We start from the raw sequence: 16,989 nt of genomic DNA, 5'->3' as shown, positions 1-16,989 counted from the left end.
GGGCTCCGATCAGGTGTTGGACGCCTCGCGCGGGCCGGTCCGAGAGTGGTGCCCATGCAGTTCGCCGTCACCGGTCACACCCTTGTCGCACTCCCCTCCACCCCCGACCCGCACCGCCGCCCCGGCCGCCCCCGCCGGCCGCGCGGCCCGTACGCCCGGCTGTTCGACGCCCCCGGCGCGCTCGCCTTCACTCTGCCGAATCTGCTGGCCCGGCTGCCGATGGGCATGTTCAGCATCGCCGCCGTGCTGCTGATCACCGCCCGGCACGGCTCGTACGCGCTGGCCGGCGCGGTCGTCGCCGCCACCCTCACCGCCTCCGCCGTCGGCGGCCCGCTCCTCGCCCGCCTGGTGGACCGGTACGGGCAGGCCCGGATCACCGTGCCGGCCGTACTGCTGGCCGCCACCGGCCAACTGGGGCTGCTGCTGTGCGTCACCGGCGGCGCGCCACTGTGGGCCTGGTTCTGCTGTGTGCCACTGACGGCCGCCACCCCCAACACCGGCGGCATGGCCCGGGCCCGCTGGGCGCACCTGTACCGGGCAGATCCCGCCGCCCGGCACGCCGCCAACTCCTTCGAACAGGCCATGGACGAGCTGTGCTTCATGCTCGGTCCGGTGCTCGCCGCCGCCCTGTGCACCGCCCTGTTCCCGGCCGCCGGCACCCTCACGGCGGTCGCGCTGCTGGTCACCGGCGGGCTGCTGTTCGCGGCGCAGCGCCGTACCGAGCCCCCGGTCGCCCCCCGGGCAGCACGCCGGGCCCGGCCGGGCCGGGCCCCGCTGCTGCTGCCCGGGATGCCGCCGCTGCTGGTCGTGTTCCTGTGCACCGGGGCCGTCTTCGGCTCGCTGGAGGTGGTAACCATCGCGTACGCGGACGGTCTCGGGCTCCAGGCGTGGGCCGGGGTGGTGCTGGCGGCACAGGCGGCCGGCTCCGGGGCGGCCGGTCTCGCCTTCGGTCTGCTGCCGCAGGGCGACGCCCCGGTACGGCGCCGGCTGACGCGCTGGGTGACGGCGATGGCCGCGCTGATGGCGCTGCCGCCGCTGGTGGCCGCCACCACCGGAGCGCTGCCCACGCTGGTGCCGGCGCTGCTGATCGCCGGGATGGCGACCGCGCCGGCCATGGTCACCGGGATGACGCTGCTCCAGGAGCTGACCCCGGCGCCCCGGCTGAACGAGGGCATGGCCCTGGCGGTGACCGCCCTGCTGTCCGGCATCGCGGCGGGCGCGGCGGCCGGCGGCTGGGCGGCCGAACGGGCGCCGGCCGGCGCGGCCGGCTACCTCGTGCCGCTGACCGCCGCCGCGCTGGCGGCGGCGGTCGCCCACGGCTCCTACTGGATGGCGGTGAGGAAGTCCACCGCGATCGGCCCGGCCGTGGCGCCGCCCGAGCCGCCGTCCTCCAGCATCACCGCGAACGCCAGATCGGCGTCCGCGAGATAGCCGATCAGCCAGGCGTTGGTGGACAGTTCGCCGTCCCCGGTGTCGAACTCGGCGGTGCCGGTCTTGGCATGCGGCCCACCCGGCACCTGGGCAAGCACGGTGGCGGTGCCGCTGGTGACGGTGTCCCGCATCATCGTCTGGAGCGCCGCGACCGTCCCCGCGCTCAGCTCGCTCGGCGCCCGCGCCGGCTCGGTGACCGCGTCGGGCACCAGCACCGGCTGGTGGAAGGTCCCTTCGGCGACGGTCGCCGCCACCGAGGCCATCACCAGCGGGCTGGCCTGCACCCGGCCCTGCCCGATCAGCGAGGCCGACAGATCGTTGGCGCCCTGGGTGTCCGGCACACTGCCGTCGAACGAGCCCGCGCCCAGGTCCCATGCCACGCCGATGCCGAACGCCTCGGCGGTCAGCCGCAGCGTGTCGGGCTCGAAGCGGTCCCGGTTGGTTATGTAGGCGGTGTTGCAGGACGCGGTGAACGCGTCGTGCAGCGTGGTGGCCGGGCCCAGCTCGAACTCGTTCTGGTTCTGGAAGCGATGCCCCTCGACCGTCTCGTACTTCGGGCAGCCGATCGCCTCGTCCGCCGCCGTGCCGCCCTCCAGCAGCGCCGCCGTGGTGATCACCTTGAAGGTGGAGCCGGGCGCGAGCTGGCCGCTGAGCGACCGGTCCCCGCCCTCCAGCGGGGAGTCCGCCGCCGCCAGCACCTCGCCGGTGGACGGCCGCACCGCCACGATCGAGCCCGCCTGCTCCGTACCCTCCAGCGCGGCCTCGGCGGCGCGCTGCACATCGGCGTCGATGGTGGTCTGCACGGGGGTGCCGGGCCCGCCGCCCTCCTGCTCGTACAGCACCTCCACCGCGTCCCCCGACTCCCGGTCGGCGATCACGACGGCGGCGGCGGCCGTGCCGGCCAGCTGCTCCTCGTAACGGCCCTGGAGCCCGGAGGACCCGGTGCCGGTGGCCGGATCGATGCCGCCGACCACCGTACGGGCCAGATGGGCCAGCGGCCGGCTGTCCTCCGCGAACTGGAGGCCCTCCACGGCCCGCAGTTCGTCCTCGTGCTCCCGGAAGACCTGGTCGCGCAGGCTCACCACCGCGACGGCCTGCTCCGGGTCGGATGCCTCGACCCGGTCGGCGAGCGCCGCGGTGTCCAGACCCACGTCGAGCCCGTCCAGTGCCGCGTAGGCGGCCTCGGGGTCGGTCAGCCTGGCCGGCCAGATGCTCAGGTCCCACACGGCGGACGGCCCGGCCAGCTGGCTGCCGTCCGCGGCGAGGATCGGGGCGCGCTCGGGCTGGTCGACGCTGAGCACCAGGGTCTGCCCCTCCGCCAGCTCGGGGTGGACCAGCGGCGACTCCCAGTGCACATGCCAGCCCTCGTCCTCAACGCCGTCCGGCACGGCGGTGATGACGGAGTCGTAGGACCACTCCCCCACCCCGGGCAGGGTGAAGGAGGCGGTGAACGGCATCACGTACGACGCCTCCGGCCGGCCGCTGCCAGGCTCGGAGGGCACCGGCTCGCCGGAGACGGTGAGCCGGGTCTCCTCGGCGCCCAGATTGCGCTGGACGGACTCCAGCAGCGAGGCCGCGCCCTCCGCGTCGTCGGTGTGCCCGGCGGCGCCCTCCAGGTCGCCGTCCGCCCAGGCGGTCAGAAACGCCTGCGCCTCCTTGCGCGCCGCGTCCTCCCTGCTGTCGCCGCCGTCACCGGCGCGCAGCACCAGGACAGCGCCGATCGCCAGCACGGTGACGCCGATCGCCGCCCCTATGATCCACTTTGTTCGGTTGGTGCCGGTATCGGACTCTGGGCGGCCCTGCGGACCCCACCCCGGTGCGCTGTCTCCCATGCCGGTGACCCTACCGGGCCGCACCGACAGCCCACCCCCCGGATTCGAACAGACGCGGAGGCACGAACAGGCCCCGGTCCGCGCGAACGCGGGCCGGGGCCTGACGGTGAAACTGTGGAGATGGCGGGAATCGAACCCGCGTCCAACGACGTGGAAGGAGGGCTTCTCCGAGCGCAGTCCGCTTCGATTTTCTCAGCCCCGGAGATCACGCGGACAAGTCTCCGACGGGCTCAGTCACTGTTAAATGTCCCGCGCGCCTCCGTGACCGAGGCTAACGGTAAAGTCCCCTAGCTGATACCAGGAACCGGGACGGGAACAGGCCCGGACTGGCACCTCACCAGTCGCTACTTATGCAGCGAGGGTGAAGGAATCGCGCTTGGTATTGGCGATTATTTTTTTGCGACATATGGTTTACGAGATCATTGTCGCTTCCTCGGCTCGCTTCCCCTGCTTCGACAACCGCTGTCGAAACCGATCATCCCCATGTTGAATTAACAAACAGCCAAACCCCTCGGGGCCTGCTTCGCCCGAGTATACGCCACCGGGCGCCGGAGCGCCCAGGCATTTCCGGCGGCCCGGCGCCTACGCCCGCTGCCGCCGGCGGGCCGCCGACATCGCGCGGTCCGCCTCCCGGGTGTCCTGCTTCTCCCGCAGCGTCTGCCGCTTGTCGTACTCCCGCTTACCGCGCGCCAGGGCCACCTCGACCTTCACCCGCCCACCGGAGAAGTACAGCGCCAGCGGCACCAGCGTCAGCCCCGACTCCTGCACCTTGCCGAGCAGCTTGTCGATCTGCGCCCGGTGCAGCAGCAGCTTCCGCTTCCGCCGCGCCGAGTGATTGGTCCAGGTCCCCTGCGCGTATTCCGGAATGTGCACATTGTGCAGCCACGCCTCGCCCCCGTCGAGCTGCGCGAAGCCGTCCACCAGCGAGGCCCGGCCCTGCCGCAGCGATTTCACCTCGGTACCGGTCAGCACCAGACCGCACTCGTAGGTGTCCAGGATCTCGTAGTCGTGCCGCGCCTTCTTGTTCTGCGCGATCATCTTCCGACCGGACCCGATCTCGGTCTCTTTTTTCTTCTTAGCCATGGCCCCGCCAGTCTACGGCGCCAGGTCCCGCCACCGCCGCCCGTTTATGCCCTCACCCCGGCCCAGGACCCGGCCCCGACGCCAGACCGTCCAGCACCGTACGCGCCTTCTCCACCGCGTCCTCCCCCGCGGCCACCGGCAGATCCGGCTCCACCGGCCGCTCCTCGTCCACCGTCCGCCCCGAAGGCGTCGCGTAGTACCCCACCGTCAGCTCCGCCACCGAACCGTCCGGCTGCTCGCTCGGCATCTGCACCGTGCCCTTGCCGAAGGTCCGCGACCCGACCAGCACCGCCCGGTTACGGTCCTGGAGCGCCGCCGCCAGCAGCTCCGCCGAACTCATGGTGCCGCCGTCCACCAGCACCACCAGCGGCGTACGGGTGTCCCCGCCCGGCTCCGCGTGCAGCGCCCGCTGATCGCCGTGCACGTCGTACGTCGCCACCAGCCCGCCGTCCAGGAACACCGACGCAGCCCGCGCCGCCTCGGTCAGCAGCCCGCCGCCGTTGCCGCGCAGATCCAGCAGCACCGCGTCCCCGGCCGGCACCCCGCCCACCGCCTCCCGCACCTGCCCGGCCGAACCCCGGGTGAAGGAGGAGACATGGATCCGGGTCACCCCCGGCACCTCCCGGGACACCGTCACCGTCTCCGCCGTCAGCCGGGCCCTGGCCACCTCCGTCTCCCAGCGCTCCGCGCCCCGCACCAGCCCGATCCGCACCGTGGAGCCGGGCCCGGCCGCCTCCGGCCGGTCGCTGCCGCGTAGCCGCCCGACCGCGTCCGTGACCGCCCCGCCGTCCAGACCCGCGCCGTCGATGGTGACGATCTCGTCCCCCGGCAGAATCCCGGCCCGCTCGGCCGGGCTGCCGCTGTGCACCTCGTTGACCTGGAGCCGGCCGTCCGCCGTGCGGCTCACCGCTATCCCGGTGCCCACGTACTCGCCCTCCAGGGACAACCGCAGCCGCTCGTACTCCTGCGGCGAGTACGCCGCCGCCCACCGGTCGCCGCTGCGGCTCACCAGCCGCGCCGCGTCACCCGCCTCGTGCGACGGCCCCGCACCGTCCTGCGACGCCGCGAGCGGCGCCCGCTCACCCCCGGTGCCATCGGCGCCCGCCGCCGGCTCCTCGATCCAGGAACCGGTGGCGGCGCCCGACATCAGCACCCCGGCGAACACACAGGCCAAAGCCGCCCCACGCCGGACAGACCGGGGCGTCAGCCGATCAGTCGGACCTGACATGGACGGGAGTGTAGGTCACGGAACGGGGGCGCGCGGAAGGCCGTTCGGATGTGCGTGGCGTGATTCATCACACCCGGATTACACCTTCAGGTACTTGCGCAGCGCGAAGAACGCCGCGACGGACGGCATGAGCGCACCCACCGCCAGCACGAACGGCAGCACCGAGATCACCGCGTCCCAGCCGATGAAATTGATCAGCGGGATCTCCTGCGCCAGGAAGTTGTTGATCGCCCAGTACTTCACCGCGATCAGCAGCACACACGCGAACAGCCCGCCCAGCAGACCCGCGATCGCCGCCTCCAGGATGAACGGCAGCTGAATGTAGAAGCTGGACGCGCCCACCAGCCGCATGATCCCGGTCTCCCGGCGGCGGCTGAACGCCGACACCCGCACCGTGTTGACGATCAGCAGCAGCGCCACCACCAGCATGAGCGCCATCAGACCAAGTGCCGCGTAGTTGACGCCGTTCAGCAGCGCGAAAAGGTTCTCCAGCTGCGCCCGCTGATCCTCCACCGAATAGACGCCGTCCCGGCCGGCGAACGCCGTCGCCACCACGTCGTACTTCTCCGGATCCACCAGCTTGACGCGGAAGGACTCCTGCATCTGGTCCGGCGTCACCACGGCGGCGATCGGCTGGCCCTCCTGCTGCTCCTGGTACCGGTCGTACGCCTCGCTCGCGGACTCCTGGTAGACCTCCTCGACCAGCTGCATGCCCTCCAGCTCGCCGAGGATCTCCTCCTTCTGCTCCTCGGTCACCGCGCCGCGCGCGCACTGCGGCACATTGTCGGAGTCGTTCTCGTTGCAGAGGAAGATCGACACCTGGACCTTGTCGTACCAGAAGTCCTTCATGCTGTTGACCTGCTGGTTCGCCAGCAGGGAGCCGCCCAGCAGCGCGAGCGAGAGGGCAACCGAGACGATGACGGCGAACGTCATCGTGAGATTGCGGCGGAGACCGACTCCGATCTCCGACAGGACGAAGTGGGCGCGCATGGCGTCCTTTCAGTGCAGGGGTGGTGAACGTCGCCGGAGGTCGGTACTAGTTCTGGTAGCCGTACACGCCGCGAGCCTGGTCGCGTACGAGACGGCCCTTCTCCAGCTCGATCACCCGCTTGCGCATCTGGTCCACGATCTGCGCGTCGTGGGTCGCCATGACCACGGTGGTGCCGGTGCGGTTGATGCGGTCGAGCAGCTTCATGATGCCCACGGAGGTGTCGGGGTCGAGGTTGCCCGTGGGCTCGTCGGCGATCAGCAGCATCGGGCGGTTGACGAACGCACGGGCGATCGCCACCCGCTGCTGCTCACCACCGGACAACTCGCCCGGCATCCGCTCCTCCTTGCCGCCCAGGCCGACCAGATCAAGGACCTCGGGCACGGTCTTGCGGATCTTGCCGCGCGCCTCGCCGATCACCTCCATCGCGAAGGCGACGTTCTCGCCGACCGTCTTGTTCGGCAGCAGGCGGAAGTCCTGGAAGACGGTGCCCAGTTGGCGGCGCACCTGCGGCACCTTCCAGTTGGAGAGCCGGCCGAGGTCCTTGCCGAGGACATGCACGGTGCCGGTGCTACAGCGCTCTTCGCGCAGCAGCAGCCGCAGAAAGGTGGACTTGCCGGAGCCGGAGGAGCCCACCAGAAAGACGAACTCGCCGCGCTCGACCTCCAGCGAGACATCGCGCAGTGCCGGCGCGGTCTGCCGGGGGTACGTCTTGGAGACATTGTCGAATCGGATCACGGTTACACCACGTCAAGGCTGGGTACATGCGGCGGAAGCCCTGGCGGTATCTCCCGGCCGATGGCTGGGGGGAGGCCCCCCTCGCTGGGCACAGACCTTACGCGACGCGGCGCACGGCGCGCAGACGCCGACCGCTTCCACCTCTTTTGCCCCGATGTGACGTCTGCGGTTACGGCCAAAGCCTGGCACAGTAGGTGAGGAGGGGGACATGAGAGGAGAGGATCGCCATGACCGCCGCTGACTGGCTGGTGTGCGCGAACTGCGCCGGGCGCGTGAGCGAGGGCCGGTGCGCCGTGTGCCGCGACCGGCTCGCCCGGATGCGCGAGGAGCGGGGGGCGTGGGGCCCGCTGGGCGCCCCGGGGGCGCTGCTGGTGGCCGTGCTGCTGGCGCTGACGGCCGTGGCCCTGCTGGTGGCCCGCCCCGCCTGAGCGCACGGAGAGACGCCGGGAACACCCGTACGGGCCCGGAGCGAGTGATCGCTCCGGGCCCGTGGGCGTGCGTGGTGCGCGTGGTGCGCGTTACGAGAGTGACAGCCGTGCCTGTTGTCAGGCGGCGGCGGCACCCTTGTTGACCAGACGCGGCAGGTAGCGGAAGGCCACCCCACCGGCGATCATGGTCGCGGCACCGATGATCAGCAGAGCCTCGCCACCGGAAGCACCGGTCTCGGCCAGCTCGCCGCGCTCGCCGGCCGGGGTCTGGCCGCCGGTGGTGGCCTGCGGGACCTCGTCGGTGATGTCTTCGGCGGGCGGCTGCTGCTCGATCGGGCTGGAACCACCCTGGGTGTCGGGGCCGGGCTGGTTGCCGGTGGAACCCGAACCGCCGGTGGAACCGGTCGAGCCGGTGGTGCCGGTCGAGCCGGTGCTACCCGTGGAGCCGGTGGAACCAGAGGTGCCGGTGGAACCGCTGGCGCCCTCGGAACCCGCGCTCACGCCGTCGATGGTGCTGCCGTCGTCACCGGTGGAACCCTCGTCGGTGCTGCCGTCGTCACCGGTGGAACCCTCGTCGGTGCTGCCGTCGTCACCGGTGGAACCCTCGTCGGTGCTGCCGTCGTCACCGCCACCACCAATGATGTCGAGGCCGACGTTCGCACCGTCGTCGTCACCACCCGTGGTGATCGTCACCTCGCCCGGCTTGTTGCTGGTGGTCGCGTTGGCGGTGCCGACCACCGCGAGGGACGCACCGGCGGCGAAGATCGCCGCTGCGGCCACCCGCGCGACGTTGGCCCGCGTCTTGGAACTGGCCATAAATCCACTACCCCCTGTAGTTATTGATTCTCGACAATGTCTTGTCGTGGGGTCGCAGCCTCACTCAAGGGCTGCGGCGGTGCGGCGGGATGGGCATCCGTGGCGGCTCAGGCCGGCTCGCATGTACGTACCCCGCTGCAACACGCACCCCAGAACACAGGCATGCCGCGAACAGCTTTCCCGTTCGTCATGCGAGCGTCAAGCAGGATGTCCGTTAAATACCCTTCAACTCGTGAGAATTGAGTGAAGACTACTTCTCCTGCTGTTTGCGCCAGCGGATTCCCGCTTCGAGGAAGTCATCGATGTCACCGTCGAGAACGCCCTGCGGGTTACCCACCTCGTGCTCAGTGCGCAGATCCTTCACCATCTGGTAAGGCTGAAGCACGTAACTGCGCATCTGGTTGCCCCAGGAATTGCCGCCGTCGCCCTTGAGAGCGTCCATCTTGGCCTGCTCCTGCGCGCGTTGGTGTGCGAGCAGCCTCGCCTGGAGGACGCGCATCGCCGCCGCGCGGTTCTGGATCTGGGACTTCTCGTTCTGACAGGAGACGACGATGCCGGTCGGCAGGTGGGTCAGCCGGACCGCCGAGTCCGTGGTGTTGACGGACTGGCCGCCGGGCCCGGAGGAGCGGAACACATCGACCCGGATCTCGTTCTCCGGGATCTCGATGTGGTCGGTCTGCTCCACCACCGGCAGCACCTCGACGCCCGCGAAGGACGTCTGCCGCCGGCCCTGGTTGTCGAACGGCGAGATCCGCACCATCCGGTGGGTGCCCTGCTCGACGGAGAGCGTGCCGTACGCGTAGGGCGCCTTGACCGTGAAGGTGGTCGACTTGATGCCGGCCTCCTCCGCGTACGAGGTGTCCAGCACCTCCGTCGGGTACCCCTTGCGCTCGGCCCAGCGCAGATACATCCGCTGAAGCTGCTCGGCGAAGTCCGCCGCGTCCACCCCGCCCGCCTCGGCCCGGACGCTGACCATCGCCTCCCGGCCGTCGTACTCGCCGGACAGCAGCGTACGGACCTCCAGCTCGTCCACGGCCTTCTGCACGGAGGCGAGTTCGGCCTCCGCCTCGCGGCGCGTGTCGGCGTCGTCCTCGGCCTCGGCCAGTTCGAAGAGCACTTCGAGGTCGTCGATCCGGCCGTGCAGTTCATCGGTCTTGCGCACCTGGCCCTGGAGCAGGGCCAGCTTGCTGGTCACCTGCTGGGCGTGCTCGGGGTCGTCCCACAGCGACGGCGCCGCTGCCTGCTCCTCCAGCGCGGCGACATCGGCCCTGAGCCGGTCAAGGTCGAGGACGGCCTCGATCGACTCCATGGTGGAGGCGAGAGACTTCAGAGCTTCGGATACATCGACGGCTGCCACATACACCAGCGTAACGGCTGCTCCGTCGCGTCCCTCCGCCAGCCGGTCAGGGGGCGGGCGGGAGGTCGGGTTCCTCGGTGCTCCGGCCGGTGTCGTGGTCCTCGTCGCCGCCGGTCAGAATCCAGCCGCCCACCGCGCCGGCCGCCAGTACCCCCGCCGCCACCGTGATCGCGAGCCGGCGTTTGCGACGGGCGGCGGCCTGGTGGCGGGCCGAGCCGGCCCTGGCCTGGCCGGGGGCGCGGGGGGTACGGGCCGTGCCGTGGGCGCCGCCGGCCAGTTCGGCGGCGTCCGGGACCCGCATCCGGGTGTGGGTGGCGCGTTCGTCGTCGGGGGCGTCGGCCCGTACCAGCGGTACGGCGGCCGGCGGCGGTCCCGGCGGGGTCCGCGCGCTCTCCACCGGTGCCGGGGGCTCGTCCGCGCCGTCCGGATCGTCGATGTCCAGCGGCGGCAGCCCCTCCAGCGAGGGCAGCATCTCGCGCAGCCGGGACGCCAGCTCCACGGCCCGCAGCCGGGACGCGGGGGCTTTCGCCAGGCACTGCTGCATGAGCTCCCACAGCGTGTCCGGCACCCCGGGCAGCGGGGCCACCTTCTCGGTGACCTGCCGGCGCAGTACGGCCCCGGGGTGGCCGCCGCCGAACGGGGTGAAGCCGGCCAGCAGCTCGTAGAGCACCGTCACCAGGGCGTAGATGTCGACGGCGGCGCGCGGCGGCAGGCCCTCGACGATCTCGGGGGCGACGTAGTCCGGGGTGCCGACCACCCCGCCCTTGCCGCCGTGCCGTGGCTCGTCGATCAGCTTGGCGACGCCGAAGTCGGTCAGCAGCGCGGTGGGGGTGCCCCCGTCCTGTGCCGGCTCCAGCAGGATGTTCTCCGGCTTGATGTCGCGGTGCACGATCCCGGCCGCGTGGGCCACCGACAGGCCGGCGGCGATCTGGGCGGTGATGGCGACCGCCTCGCGCGGGGCGAGCCGCCGCTCGCGCTCCAGGTGGGTACGCAGATCGGGGCCGCGCACCAGGTCCATCACCAGGGCGAGGTCCTGGCCGTCCTGACCCCCTATGACCAGATCGCGCACGCCGACGATGTGCGGGTGCTCCAGGCCGAGCAGGGCGTGCCGCTCGTGCGCGAAGCGCTCCGCGAGATCCGGGTCGGCGGCGAGGTCATCGCGCAGCAGTTTGATGGCGACGGGGCCGTCCGGCCCCTCCCCGAGCCACACCGTTCCGGCACTTCCGCGTCCCAGGACGCGGTGGGTCGTGTACTGGCTGCCGATGTTCCGTGCCATGGCGTGAGGCTACGACGACCGTCCGACAGGGGGCGGCCCCGTCCGTCCGGCTTGCCCTGGTTTGATGGCATGCGGCGGCCGGAATCCATCCCCGGAAGTCGACAAATCCCCCAGGTCGGTACCGGTCGGGGGCCGTTCAGGACCCCGAGGTGGCGTCCTGCGCCTTCTCCACCAGACCGATCCACTCCCCGACCGTGGTGAACCAGTCCTTGGTCGCTTCCCAGAAGCTCTGGCCCTCGGCCACCCAGTCCGGCAGCGGCGTGAAGTTCCACAGCAGGAACGCGATCACCACCATGATCACCACCATGAAGAGGCAGCCCTTGAGGCAACCGAGACCGGGGATCTTCATGGGATTGGCGCTGCGCGAACGGCCGCGCGGCTCGCGGTCCCGCTCGGGCTCCCGGCGGCGCGGGGGCTCCTGGTAACGCTGGGGCTGCGGCTCGTGGTAGCGCTGCGGCTGCTGCTGGTACTGCTGCGGCTGCTGCTGCTGATAGCGCTGCTCGTCCGCGTACCCGAAGTGCCCGGCCCCGGCCGCCGTGCTGCGCCGCTGCGGACGGCGCTGGGGCTGCTGCGGGGGCGGCTGGGGCCGGCGGCGCTGCGGCTGCCGCTGCGGGGCGCGGTAGAGCGGGTCCTGCTCGGGGTCCAGCTCCTGGAACTGGGTCTGCTCGTTGCGGTCCCGGGCGGCGCGCATCTGGTCCGCCCACGGCGGCGGCGCCTGCGGCTCGGTGGGGCCCGGCTGGGCGGGCATCACCTGGGTGCCGTCCAGGCCACCCGCCGCCACCGCTCCGGCCGCACCGGCCGCACCGGCGCCGGTGGCAGGCAGCACGCTGGTGGCGGCGGCGGGATCGTACGAGCCGCCGGCCAGCGCCTGCGTCGGCTGCGCGTCCGTGCCGCCCGGGCCCGTCACCTTCACCGGCATGGCGTCGGGCAGCAGCAGCGCGGCCACCCCGTACGCGGCGTCGGCCTGCTCGCGGGTGGCGTTCTCGCCGATGCCGGCCACCACCGTACGCAGCGCCCGGCCCAGGTTGACCGCGCTCGGCCGCTCGCCGGGGCTCTTGCGCAGACAGCGCTCGATGACCGTCCACAGCGGCTCGGGCAGCCCCTCGATCCGGGCCGGCTGCTCGCTGAGGTGGCGCTGGAGGACCTGGAGGGTGTTCTCCCCGGCGAACGGGGGCCGGCCGGTGATCAGCTCGTACAGCAGGATGCCGGCCGCGTAGACGTCCACGGCCGAAGTCTGCGGGCGGCCCTCGGCGGATTCGGGGGCGATGTAGGAGGGGGTGCCGACGAACTCGTGGGCGCGGGTGACGCCCGGGGAGTCAGCGAGCCGGGCGATCCCGAAGTCGGTGAGCAGCGGGCGCAGCGGCGCGCCGTCCTGGCCGCCGCCGGCCATCAGGACGTTGGCGGGCTTGAGGTCGCGGTGCACCACGCCCTTGGCGTGCGCGGCGGCCAGCGCGTCGGCGACCTGGGCGGTGACCAGGGCGGCGCCGATGGGGCTGAAGGGGCCGTTGTCGCGCAGGTAGCGGTGCAGGTCGGGGCCGTCGACGAGGTCCATGACGAGGGCGAGCAGCTCACCCTCGACGACCAGGTCACGGGTGCGCACGATGTTGTCGTCGGTGAGGCGGAGCAGCACGGAGCGTTCGCGCAGGAAGCGCATCACGACGTCGGGGTCGTGGGCGAGCTCTTCCTTGAGCACCTTGATGGCGACCAGCTCGCCCGGGGCGCCGGCGACGGCCGCCTCGTCCCCGGCGGTCTCGCGCTGGCGGCCCCGCCACACGGTCCCGGTAGCGCCGCGCCCGAGGGGCTCTTCGAGCAAGTATTTGCTGCCGACCGGCCGCACGTGTGCTCCCTGATGCTTCGCTGGTGCTGGTTGGTGTTGACGGGGATATCGGGTGATGACGAGACCAGAGCCATCCACTCTAATGCCGCCGCCGTGCCCCCGGGGCGGCCGTCTGTTCGGAAGGTTACGATGCCGCGCCGCGGGGTGGTGGTTCCCGGTTTACGGACGGGCTGAGCGATCAGATCTGGTCACATCAGGGCAATCAAGATCATTAACTGCGGCTCGCGGGGCCAGCTGTCGGCACCGGGTGCGAGGATGCTTTCACCATGAGCATCCGATGCGATCGAACGGGTGCGATCGGGTGCAGGAGCAGCAGCCAGGGCCGGCGGGAGGGCCGATGTCGATCCGGATCAGGTTGACCGTTCTGGGGCGGGGCATCTCCGGCGGCGGGGTGGACGTGGAGATCACCGCCCCCGCCGACACCCCGCTGACGGCGGTGCTGGGCTCGCTGGCCGCCACGGTCACCCCGGGCGCGGGCGCGCCGGCCGCCGTGTACTGCGAGGAGCGGCGCCTCGACCCGCAGCACAGCCTGCTGGGGCGGGCACCGCTGGTGGACGGCGCGGTGCTGGCGTTCCACCAGCCGGTGGCGGGGCCCCGGCCGCCGGTCACGGCGGCCAGGCTGCTGGTGGTGGCCGGGCCCGACGCGGGCGGGGTGCATCTGCTGAGCGGCGGCGAGGTACGGATCGGGCGGTCGGCGGGCGCGGATGTCGCGCTGCGCGACCCCGATGTGTCCCGGCTGCACTGCGCGCTGACGCTGGCGGCCGACGGCTCGGTGACGGTCACCGACCTGGACTCCACCAACGGGACCCAGATCGACGGCCGGCCGGTCACCGCCCCCGCCACCCCTCTCCTCCCGGGCGCCGATCTGCGGCTGGGCGAATCGACGCTGCGCGTCGTGCCGACCCCGGCCCCGGTACGGGAACCGGCGAGGGACCCGGAGCGGACCCCGTACGGGTCCGCGTACGGATCGCCACCCGGGGGGACCGGGCCGGGCGGCGGTCGGGGGCGTTCGTACGCCTCGCCGTCCGAGGGGGCCGGCGGCGCGGGCGGGAACACCGCGCCCGGCCACCCGGACCCGACACCCCCGGGCCCCCGTGCCGGACTTGCGGCGTACGGAGCGCCACCGGCACGGACCGGCGCTCGGGACGCCCGGGTACCAGGACAGCGGGACGACGCCGGGCAGGCCGGCGGTCCGGCCCGGCCGGAGCCGGGGCCGGGGCCGGGGCCTTCCGCGTACGCGCCGGCCGCCGCACGGACCGGCGACACCGGCCAGGACGCCGCACCCGGTCACCCCGCCGGGCCGGGGTACGGGCGGGCAGGCACCCACCCGCCGGCCGGTGCGGGCAGCGCGGACGCCCCGGCTTCTTCTCGGAGCGGCGGCCCCGCGCATACCCGCCCGGACGACGCTCCGTCGCACGCCGACGACGGGGCCCGGCCGGGGCCGGGCCACTCCTACGCCTCTCCGGCCGCTGCCCCCGGTGCCTGGGGCGGCGCGGAAACCACCCGCCCGGCGACTTCCACCGCCGGCAGTGGCGACGAGGCCCGCCGCCGTACCGCGAGCGGCCACCCGGACGCCGGCGCCCCGGATGCGGCGGATGCGGCGGATGCGGCGGACCCGGGCCGCCCGCACGGCGCGCCGGGGCCCGCCGCCGCACCAGGTGGCCACCAGCGGCCGGCCGGCGACGCCGACGCGCACGCGACGCTCGTCGGCCAGTCCTTTGCGCAGCCCGTTGCGCAGCCCGCCGCGCGGGTGCGGAAGGGGATTGTGGGGTGGGCCCTGCGGGTCGGCTGGGGCGCCGGCCGGGCCGATGACGGCGGTGAGTCCGCCGCCGCGCGGGCCGAGGCCGCCGCCGCCGAGGCCCGGTGGCCGGATCCGGCCGCCATACTGCTGTCCGCCCTCGAAGGCGACGCCGGGCTGTGGACGCGGGACGCCGCGCACCCCGAGGCGTTCACCGTGCGGCTGGGCACCACCCAGCGCCCCGCCGGGCCGCTGCTGCCGGTCACGGTGGGCCTGCCGGCGGCGGGTTCGCTGGGGCTGGCCGGGCCGCGGGATCGGCTGACCGGCCTGGCCCGTACCGTGCTGGCGCAACTCGCCGCGCTGCACCCGCCCGCCGCCCTGCGGATCGTGGTGCTCGCCGACGGCCGCGAGCGCGAGTGGTCCTGGCTCGGCTGGCTGCCGCATCTGCGGCCCGCCCGGGGGGAGAACTGCCGGCTGCTGCTCGGTTTCGACCCGGCCAGGATCACCGCCCGGCTGCGGGAACTCACCCAGCAGGCACGGGAGTCGGACGGCGGTCCGCGTACCGTGGTGCTGCTGGACGGCGATCCCGGTACGCCCGCCGCCCGCGAGGCCGCGGCCCGGCTGGCGGCGGACGGGCCTTCCGCCGGTGTCCACTTCCTCGTGCTCGCCGAGACCCCGCCGGGCGCCCCCGCCTCGCCGCTCCACGAGGGTCGCCCGGACTCCGCCCACTCCGCCCACTCCGTCCGGGAGGTGCCCGCTGCGGCCGATCGCGGGGCCTTGGCCGCGTTCGACGCGTGCGGCACCGCCGGAGTGCTCTCCGGCGCGGTCGGTACCTCGCTGCGGCTGACCGGCCCGGATGGGCGGCAGGGTCCGGTGGTCACCGCCGACGCCGTCTCCCCGGCGTGGGCCGAGCGATTCGCGCGGGCACTCGCACCCTTGCGCGAGCAGACGGAAGCACCCCCCGGCGCACCCGCCCGGCAGCCACTCCCCGACAGCGTGCGGCTGCTCGACATCCTCGCGCTGCCCCGGGTCACCCCGGCCACCCTCCGCGAACGCTGGGCCCGCCGCACCGGCCTGCCCCTCGTACTGGGCCTGGGCGGTACGGGCCCGGTCGAGGCCGATCTGGCCGCCGCCCGCGCCCCGTTGCTGGTTTCCGGGCCGCCCGCCTCCGGCCGTACCGAACTGCTCTGTGCGCTGGCCGTCTCGCTCGCCGCCGCGGCGGGCCCGGCCGCGCTGTCGCTGCTGCTGGTCGAGGGCGCGGCCACCGGCGGCCCCGGCCTGCGGCCGGCGGCCGAACTGCCGCAGGTGGCCGGTCATCTGACCGCCACCGACCCGGTACGGATGCGGGCCTTCGCGCAGGAGTTGCGTGACGAACTGAAGCGGCGCGCGCTGCTGCTGGGCGAGGACGGGCCGGGCGCGGCCCTGGTCGCGCCCCGGCCGCCCGCCGACGACACCCCGGGCACCACCGCCACCGCCACCGCCACCACCACCGGCACCGGCCCGGCCACCGGCACCCGCCCGGCCACCGGCCCACTCCCCCGCCTGGTGGTCCTGGTGGACGACCTGGACGCGCTGCTGACCCCGCCGCTCGGCGCCCCCGGCCGGCCGGCCGCCGGGTCCGTCATACGGGTGCTGGAGGCGATCGCCCGCGACGGCCACCGGCTCGGCGTCCATCTGATCGCCGCCGGGGCCGGGTTGCCGGAGGACGGCACCGGCGGCAGGGGGCACCTTCCGGACGAAGCCTGGAGTCGCGTGCTGCTCACCGGTACGCCGGCCGGCCGCGCCGAACTGCGCACCGGCGGGACCGGACGGCCGGTGCCGTTCCAGGTGGGGCGGGTGACCGGGCGTATCCCGCGTACCGCGACCCTGCGGCCGACCGTGACCCGGCTCGACTGGGCGGCGGCCGGAGATCCGCCGGTGCGGCGCCCGGTGAAGGAGTTGGGGAACGGGCCGACCGACATCGCGCTGCTCGCCTCGGCGGCGGCGCGGGCGGGGCGTAACGACACCGCTGACACCGCCGGCACCGCCTCCCTCGTCTGACCCACACGTTCCGACATCCGTCCACACAATCGAACGCTTTCCCCCGCTGAGCTGCGACAACCGATAACGGGGTAATCACAAAGGGGGGTTCACCAGGCGGCTGCTCTTGCCTGCCCCAGCGCCGGAGCGTAGGACGAGGGACACAAGGACGTGCGGCGTGGCATGCCCGGTACCGCACAACTGAGTGCCGTGAGCCC

Annotated in this window: 12 protein-coding genes and 1 other RNA gene; 3 read left to right on the top strand and 10 right to left on the bottom strand. The window is 73.2% G+C overall.

All coding sequences use genetic code 11. The features are described from left to right. Positions 1-54: 54 nt before the first annotated feature. Positions 55-1,431, top strand: a complete 1,377-nt coding sequence (locus tag AC5WRL_RS14435; RefSeq protein ID WP_496088897.1) for an MFS transporter — start codon at positions 55-57, stop codon at positions 1,429-1,431. On the opposite strand, the gene AC5WRL_RS14430 is transcribed toward AC5WRL_RS14435, so the two are convergent. The 6 genes from AC5WRL_RS14430 to ftsE all read right to left on the bottom strand — a co-directional run bounded on the left by AC5WRL_RS14430 (position 1,323) and on the right by ftsE (position 7,300). Further along, positions 1,323-3,263, bottom strand: coding sequence for a penicillin-binding transpeptidase domain-containing protein (locus AC5WRL_RS14430; protein ID WP_496088896.1), 1,941 nt, complete (start codon positions 3,261-3,263; stop codon positions 1,323-1,325). The genes AC5WRL_RS14435 and AC5WRL_RS14430 overlap by 109 nt on opposite strands. 112 nt (positions 3,264-3,375) lie before the next feature. Further along, positions 3,376-3,746: a transfer-messenger RNA gene (gene ssrA / locus AC5WRL_RS14425) on the bottom strand. 99 nt (positions 3,747-3,845) lie between these two features. Next, positions 3,846-4,346 carry an SsrA-binding protein SmpB gene (gene smpB / locus AC5WRL_RS14420; protein ID WP_496088895.1) on the bottom strand — a complete coding sequence of 167 codons (501 nt, stop codon included), beginning with the start codon at positions 4,344-4,346 and terminating at the stop codon, positions 3,846-3,848. A 52-nt stretch (positions 4,347-4,398) separates the two neighbouring features. Continuing rightward, the gene (locus tag AC5WRL_RS14415) at positions 4,399-5,574 is read right to left on the bottom strand and encodes a S41 family peptidase (protein ID WP_496088894.1); all 1,176 of its coding nucleotides are present in this window, start codon (positions 5,572-5,574) and stop codon (positions 4,399-4,401) included. 78 nt (positions 5,575-5,652) lie between these two features. Next, positions 5,653-6,564 (bottom strand): permease-like cell division protein FtsX, encoded by a 912-nt coding sequence (ftsX, locus tag AC5WRL_RS14410; RefSeq protein WP_496088893.1) that lies wholly within the window; start codon positions 6,562-6,564, stop codon positions 5,653-5,655. Between the two features lie 46 nt (positions 6,565-6,610). Beyond that, entirely contained in the window at positions 6,611-7,300 is a 690-nt protein-coding gene (ftsE, locus tag AC5WRL_RS14405; RefSeq protein WP_496088892.1) for a cell division ATP-binding protein FtsE, read from the bottom strand. Between the two features lie 227 nt (positions 7,301-7,527). On the opposite strand from ftsE, the gene AC5WRL_RS14400 reads away from it, so the two are divergent. Then, positions 7,528-7,728: a hypothetical protein gene (locus AC5WRL_RS14400; RefSeq protein WP_496088891.1), complete on the top strand. Its 201-nt coding sequence runs from the start codon at positions 7,528-7,530 to the stop codon at positions 7,726-7,728. Between the two features lie 117 nt (positions 7,729-7,845). Here AC5WRL_RS14400 and AC5WRL_RS14395 read toward each other — a convergent pair whose 3' ends face one another. From AC5WRL_RS14395 to AC5WRL_RS14380, 4 genes are all read right to left on the bottom strand, one after another. Next, positions 7,846-8,544, bottom strand: a complete 699-nt coding sequence (locus AC5WRL_RS14395; protein WP_496088890.1) for a hypothetical protein — start codon at positions 8,542-8,544, stop codon at positions 7,846-7,848. Positions 8,545-8,794: 250 nt separating this feature from the next. Next, positions 8,795-9,901 carry a peptide chain release factor 2 gene (gene prfB, locus AC5WRL_RS14390; RefSeq protein WP_496088889.1) on the bottom strand — a complete coding sequence of 369 codons (1,107 nt, stop codon included), beginning with the start codon at positions 9,899-9,901 and terminating at the stop codon, positions 8,795-8,797. 46 nt (positions 9,902-9,947) lie between these two features. Continuing rightward, positions 9,948-11,177 (bottom strand): serine/threonine-protein kinase, encoded by a 1,230-nt coding sequence (locus tag AC5WRL_RS14385; RefSeq protein ID WP_496088888.1) that lies wholly within the window; start codon positions 11,175-11,177, stop codon positions 9,948-9,950. A gap of 136 nt (positions 11,178-11,313) precedes the next feature. Beyond that, positions 11,314-13,014: a serine/threonine-protein kinase gene (locus AC5WRL_RS14380; RefSeq protein ID WP_496088887.1), complete on the bottom strand. Its 1,701-nt coding sequence runs from the start codon at positions 13,012-13,014 to the stop codon at positions 11,314-11,316. 337 nt (positions 13,015-13,351) lie between these two features. Here AC5WRL_RS14380 and AC5WRL_RS14375 point away from each other — a divergent pair, with 337 nt between their 5' ends. Next, positions 13,352-16,792: an FHA domain-containing protein gene (locus AC5WRL_RS14375; protein ID WP_496088886.1), complete on the top strand. Its 3,441-nt coding sequence runs from the start codon at positions 13,352-13,354 to the stop codon at positions 16,790-16,792. Positions 16,793-16,989 lie beyond the last annotated feature (197 nt).

The organism is Streptomyces sp. NTD107 (assembly GCF_059510435.1).
Note: the sequence above shows the minus strand (reverse complement) of the source record. Positions and strands in the feature narration are given on the sequence as shown.

Bases quoted from the DNA above. Each gene is read 5' to 3' on its own strand.
- AC5WRL_RS14435 (WP_496088897.1), top strand. From the start codon at position 55: ATGCAGTTCGCCGTCACCGGTCACACCCTTGTCGCACTCCCCTCCACC.
- AC5WRL_RS14430 (WP_496088896.1), bottom strand. From the start codon at position 3,263: ATGGGAGACAGCGCACCGGGGTGGGGTCCGCAGGGCCGCCCAGAGTCC.
- smpB (WP_496088895.1), bottom strand. From the start codon at position 4,346: ATGGCTAAGAAGAAAAAAGAGACCGAGATCGGGTCCGGTCGGAAGATG.
- AC5WRL_RS14415 (WP_496088894.1), bottom strand. From the start codon at position 5,574: ATGTCAGGTCCGACTGATCGGCTGACGCCCCGGTCTGTCCGGCGTGGG.
- ftsX (WP_496088893.1), bottom strand. From the start codon at position 6,564: ATGCGCGCCCACTTCGTCCTGTCGGAGATCGGAGTCGGTCTCCGCCGC.
- AC5WRL_RS14400 (WP_496088891.1), top strand. From the start codon at position 7,528: ATGACCGCCGCTGACTGGCTGGTGTGCGCGAACTGCGCCGGGCGCGTG.
- AC5WRL_RS14395 (WP_496088890.1), bottom strand. From the start codon at position 8,544: ATGGCCAGTTCCAAGACGCGGGCCAACGTCGCGCGGGTGGCCGCAGCG.
- AC5WRL_RS14385 (WP_496088888.1), bottom strand. From the start codon at position 11,177: ATGGCACGGAACATCGGCAGCCAGTACACGACCCACCGCGTCCTGGGA.
- AC5WRL_RS14375 (WP_496088886.1), top strand. From the start codon at position 13,352: ATGTCGATCCGGATCAGGTTGACCGTTCTGGGGCGGGGCATCTCCGGC.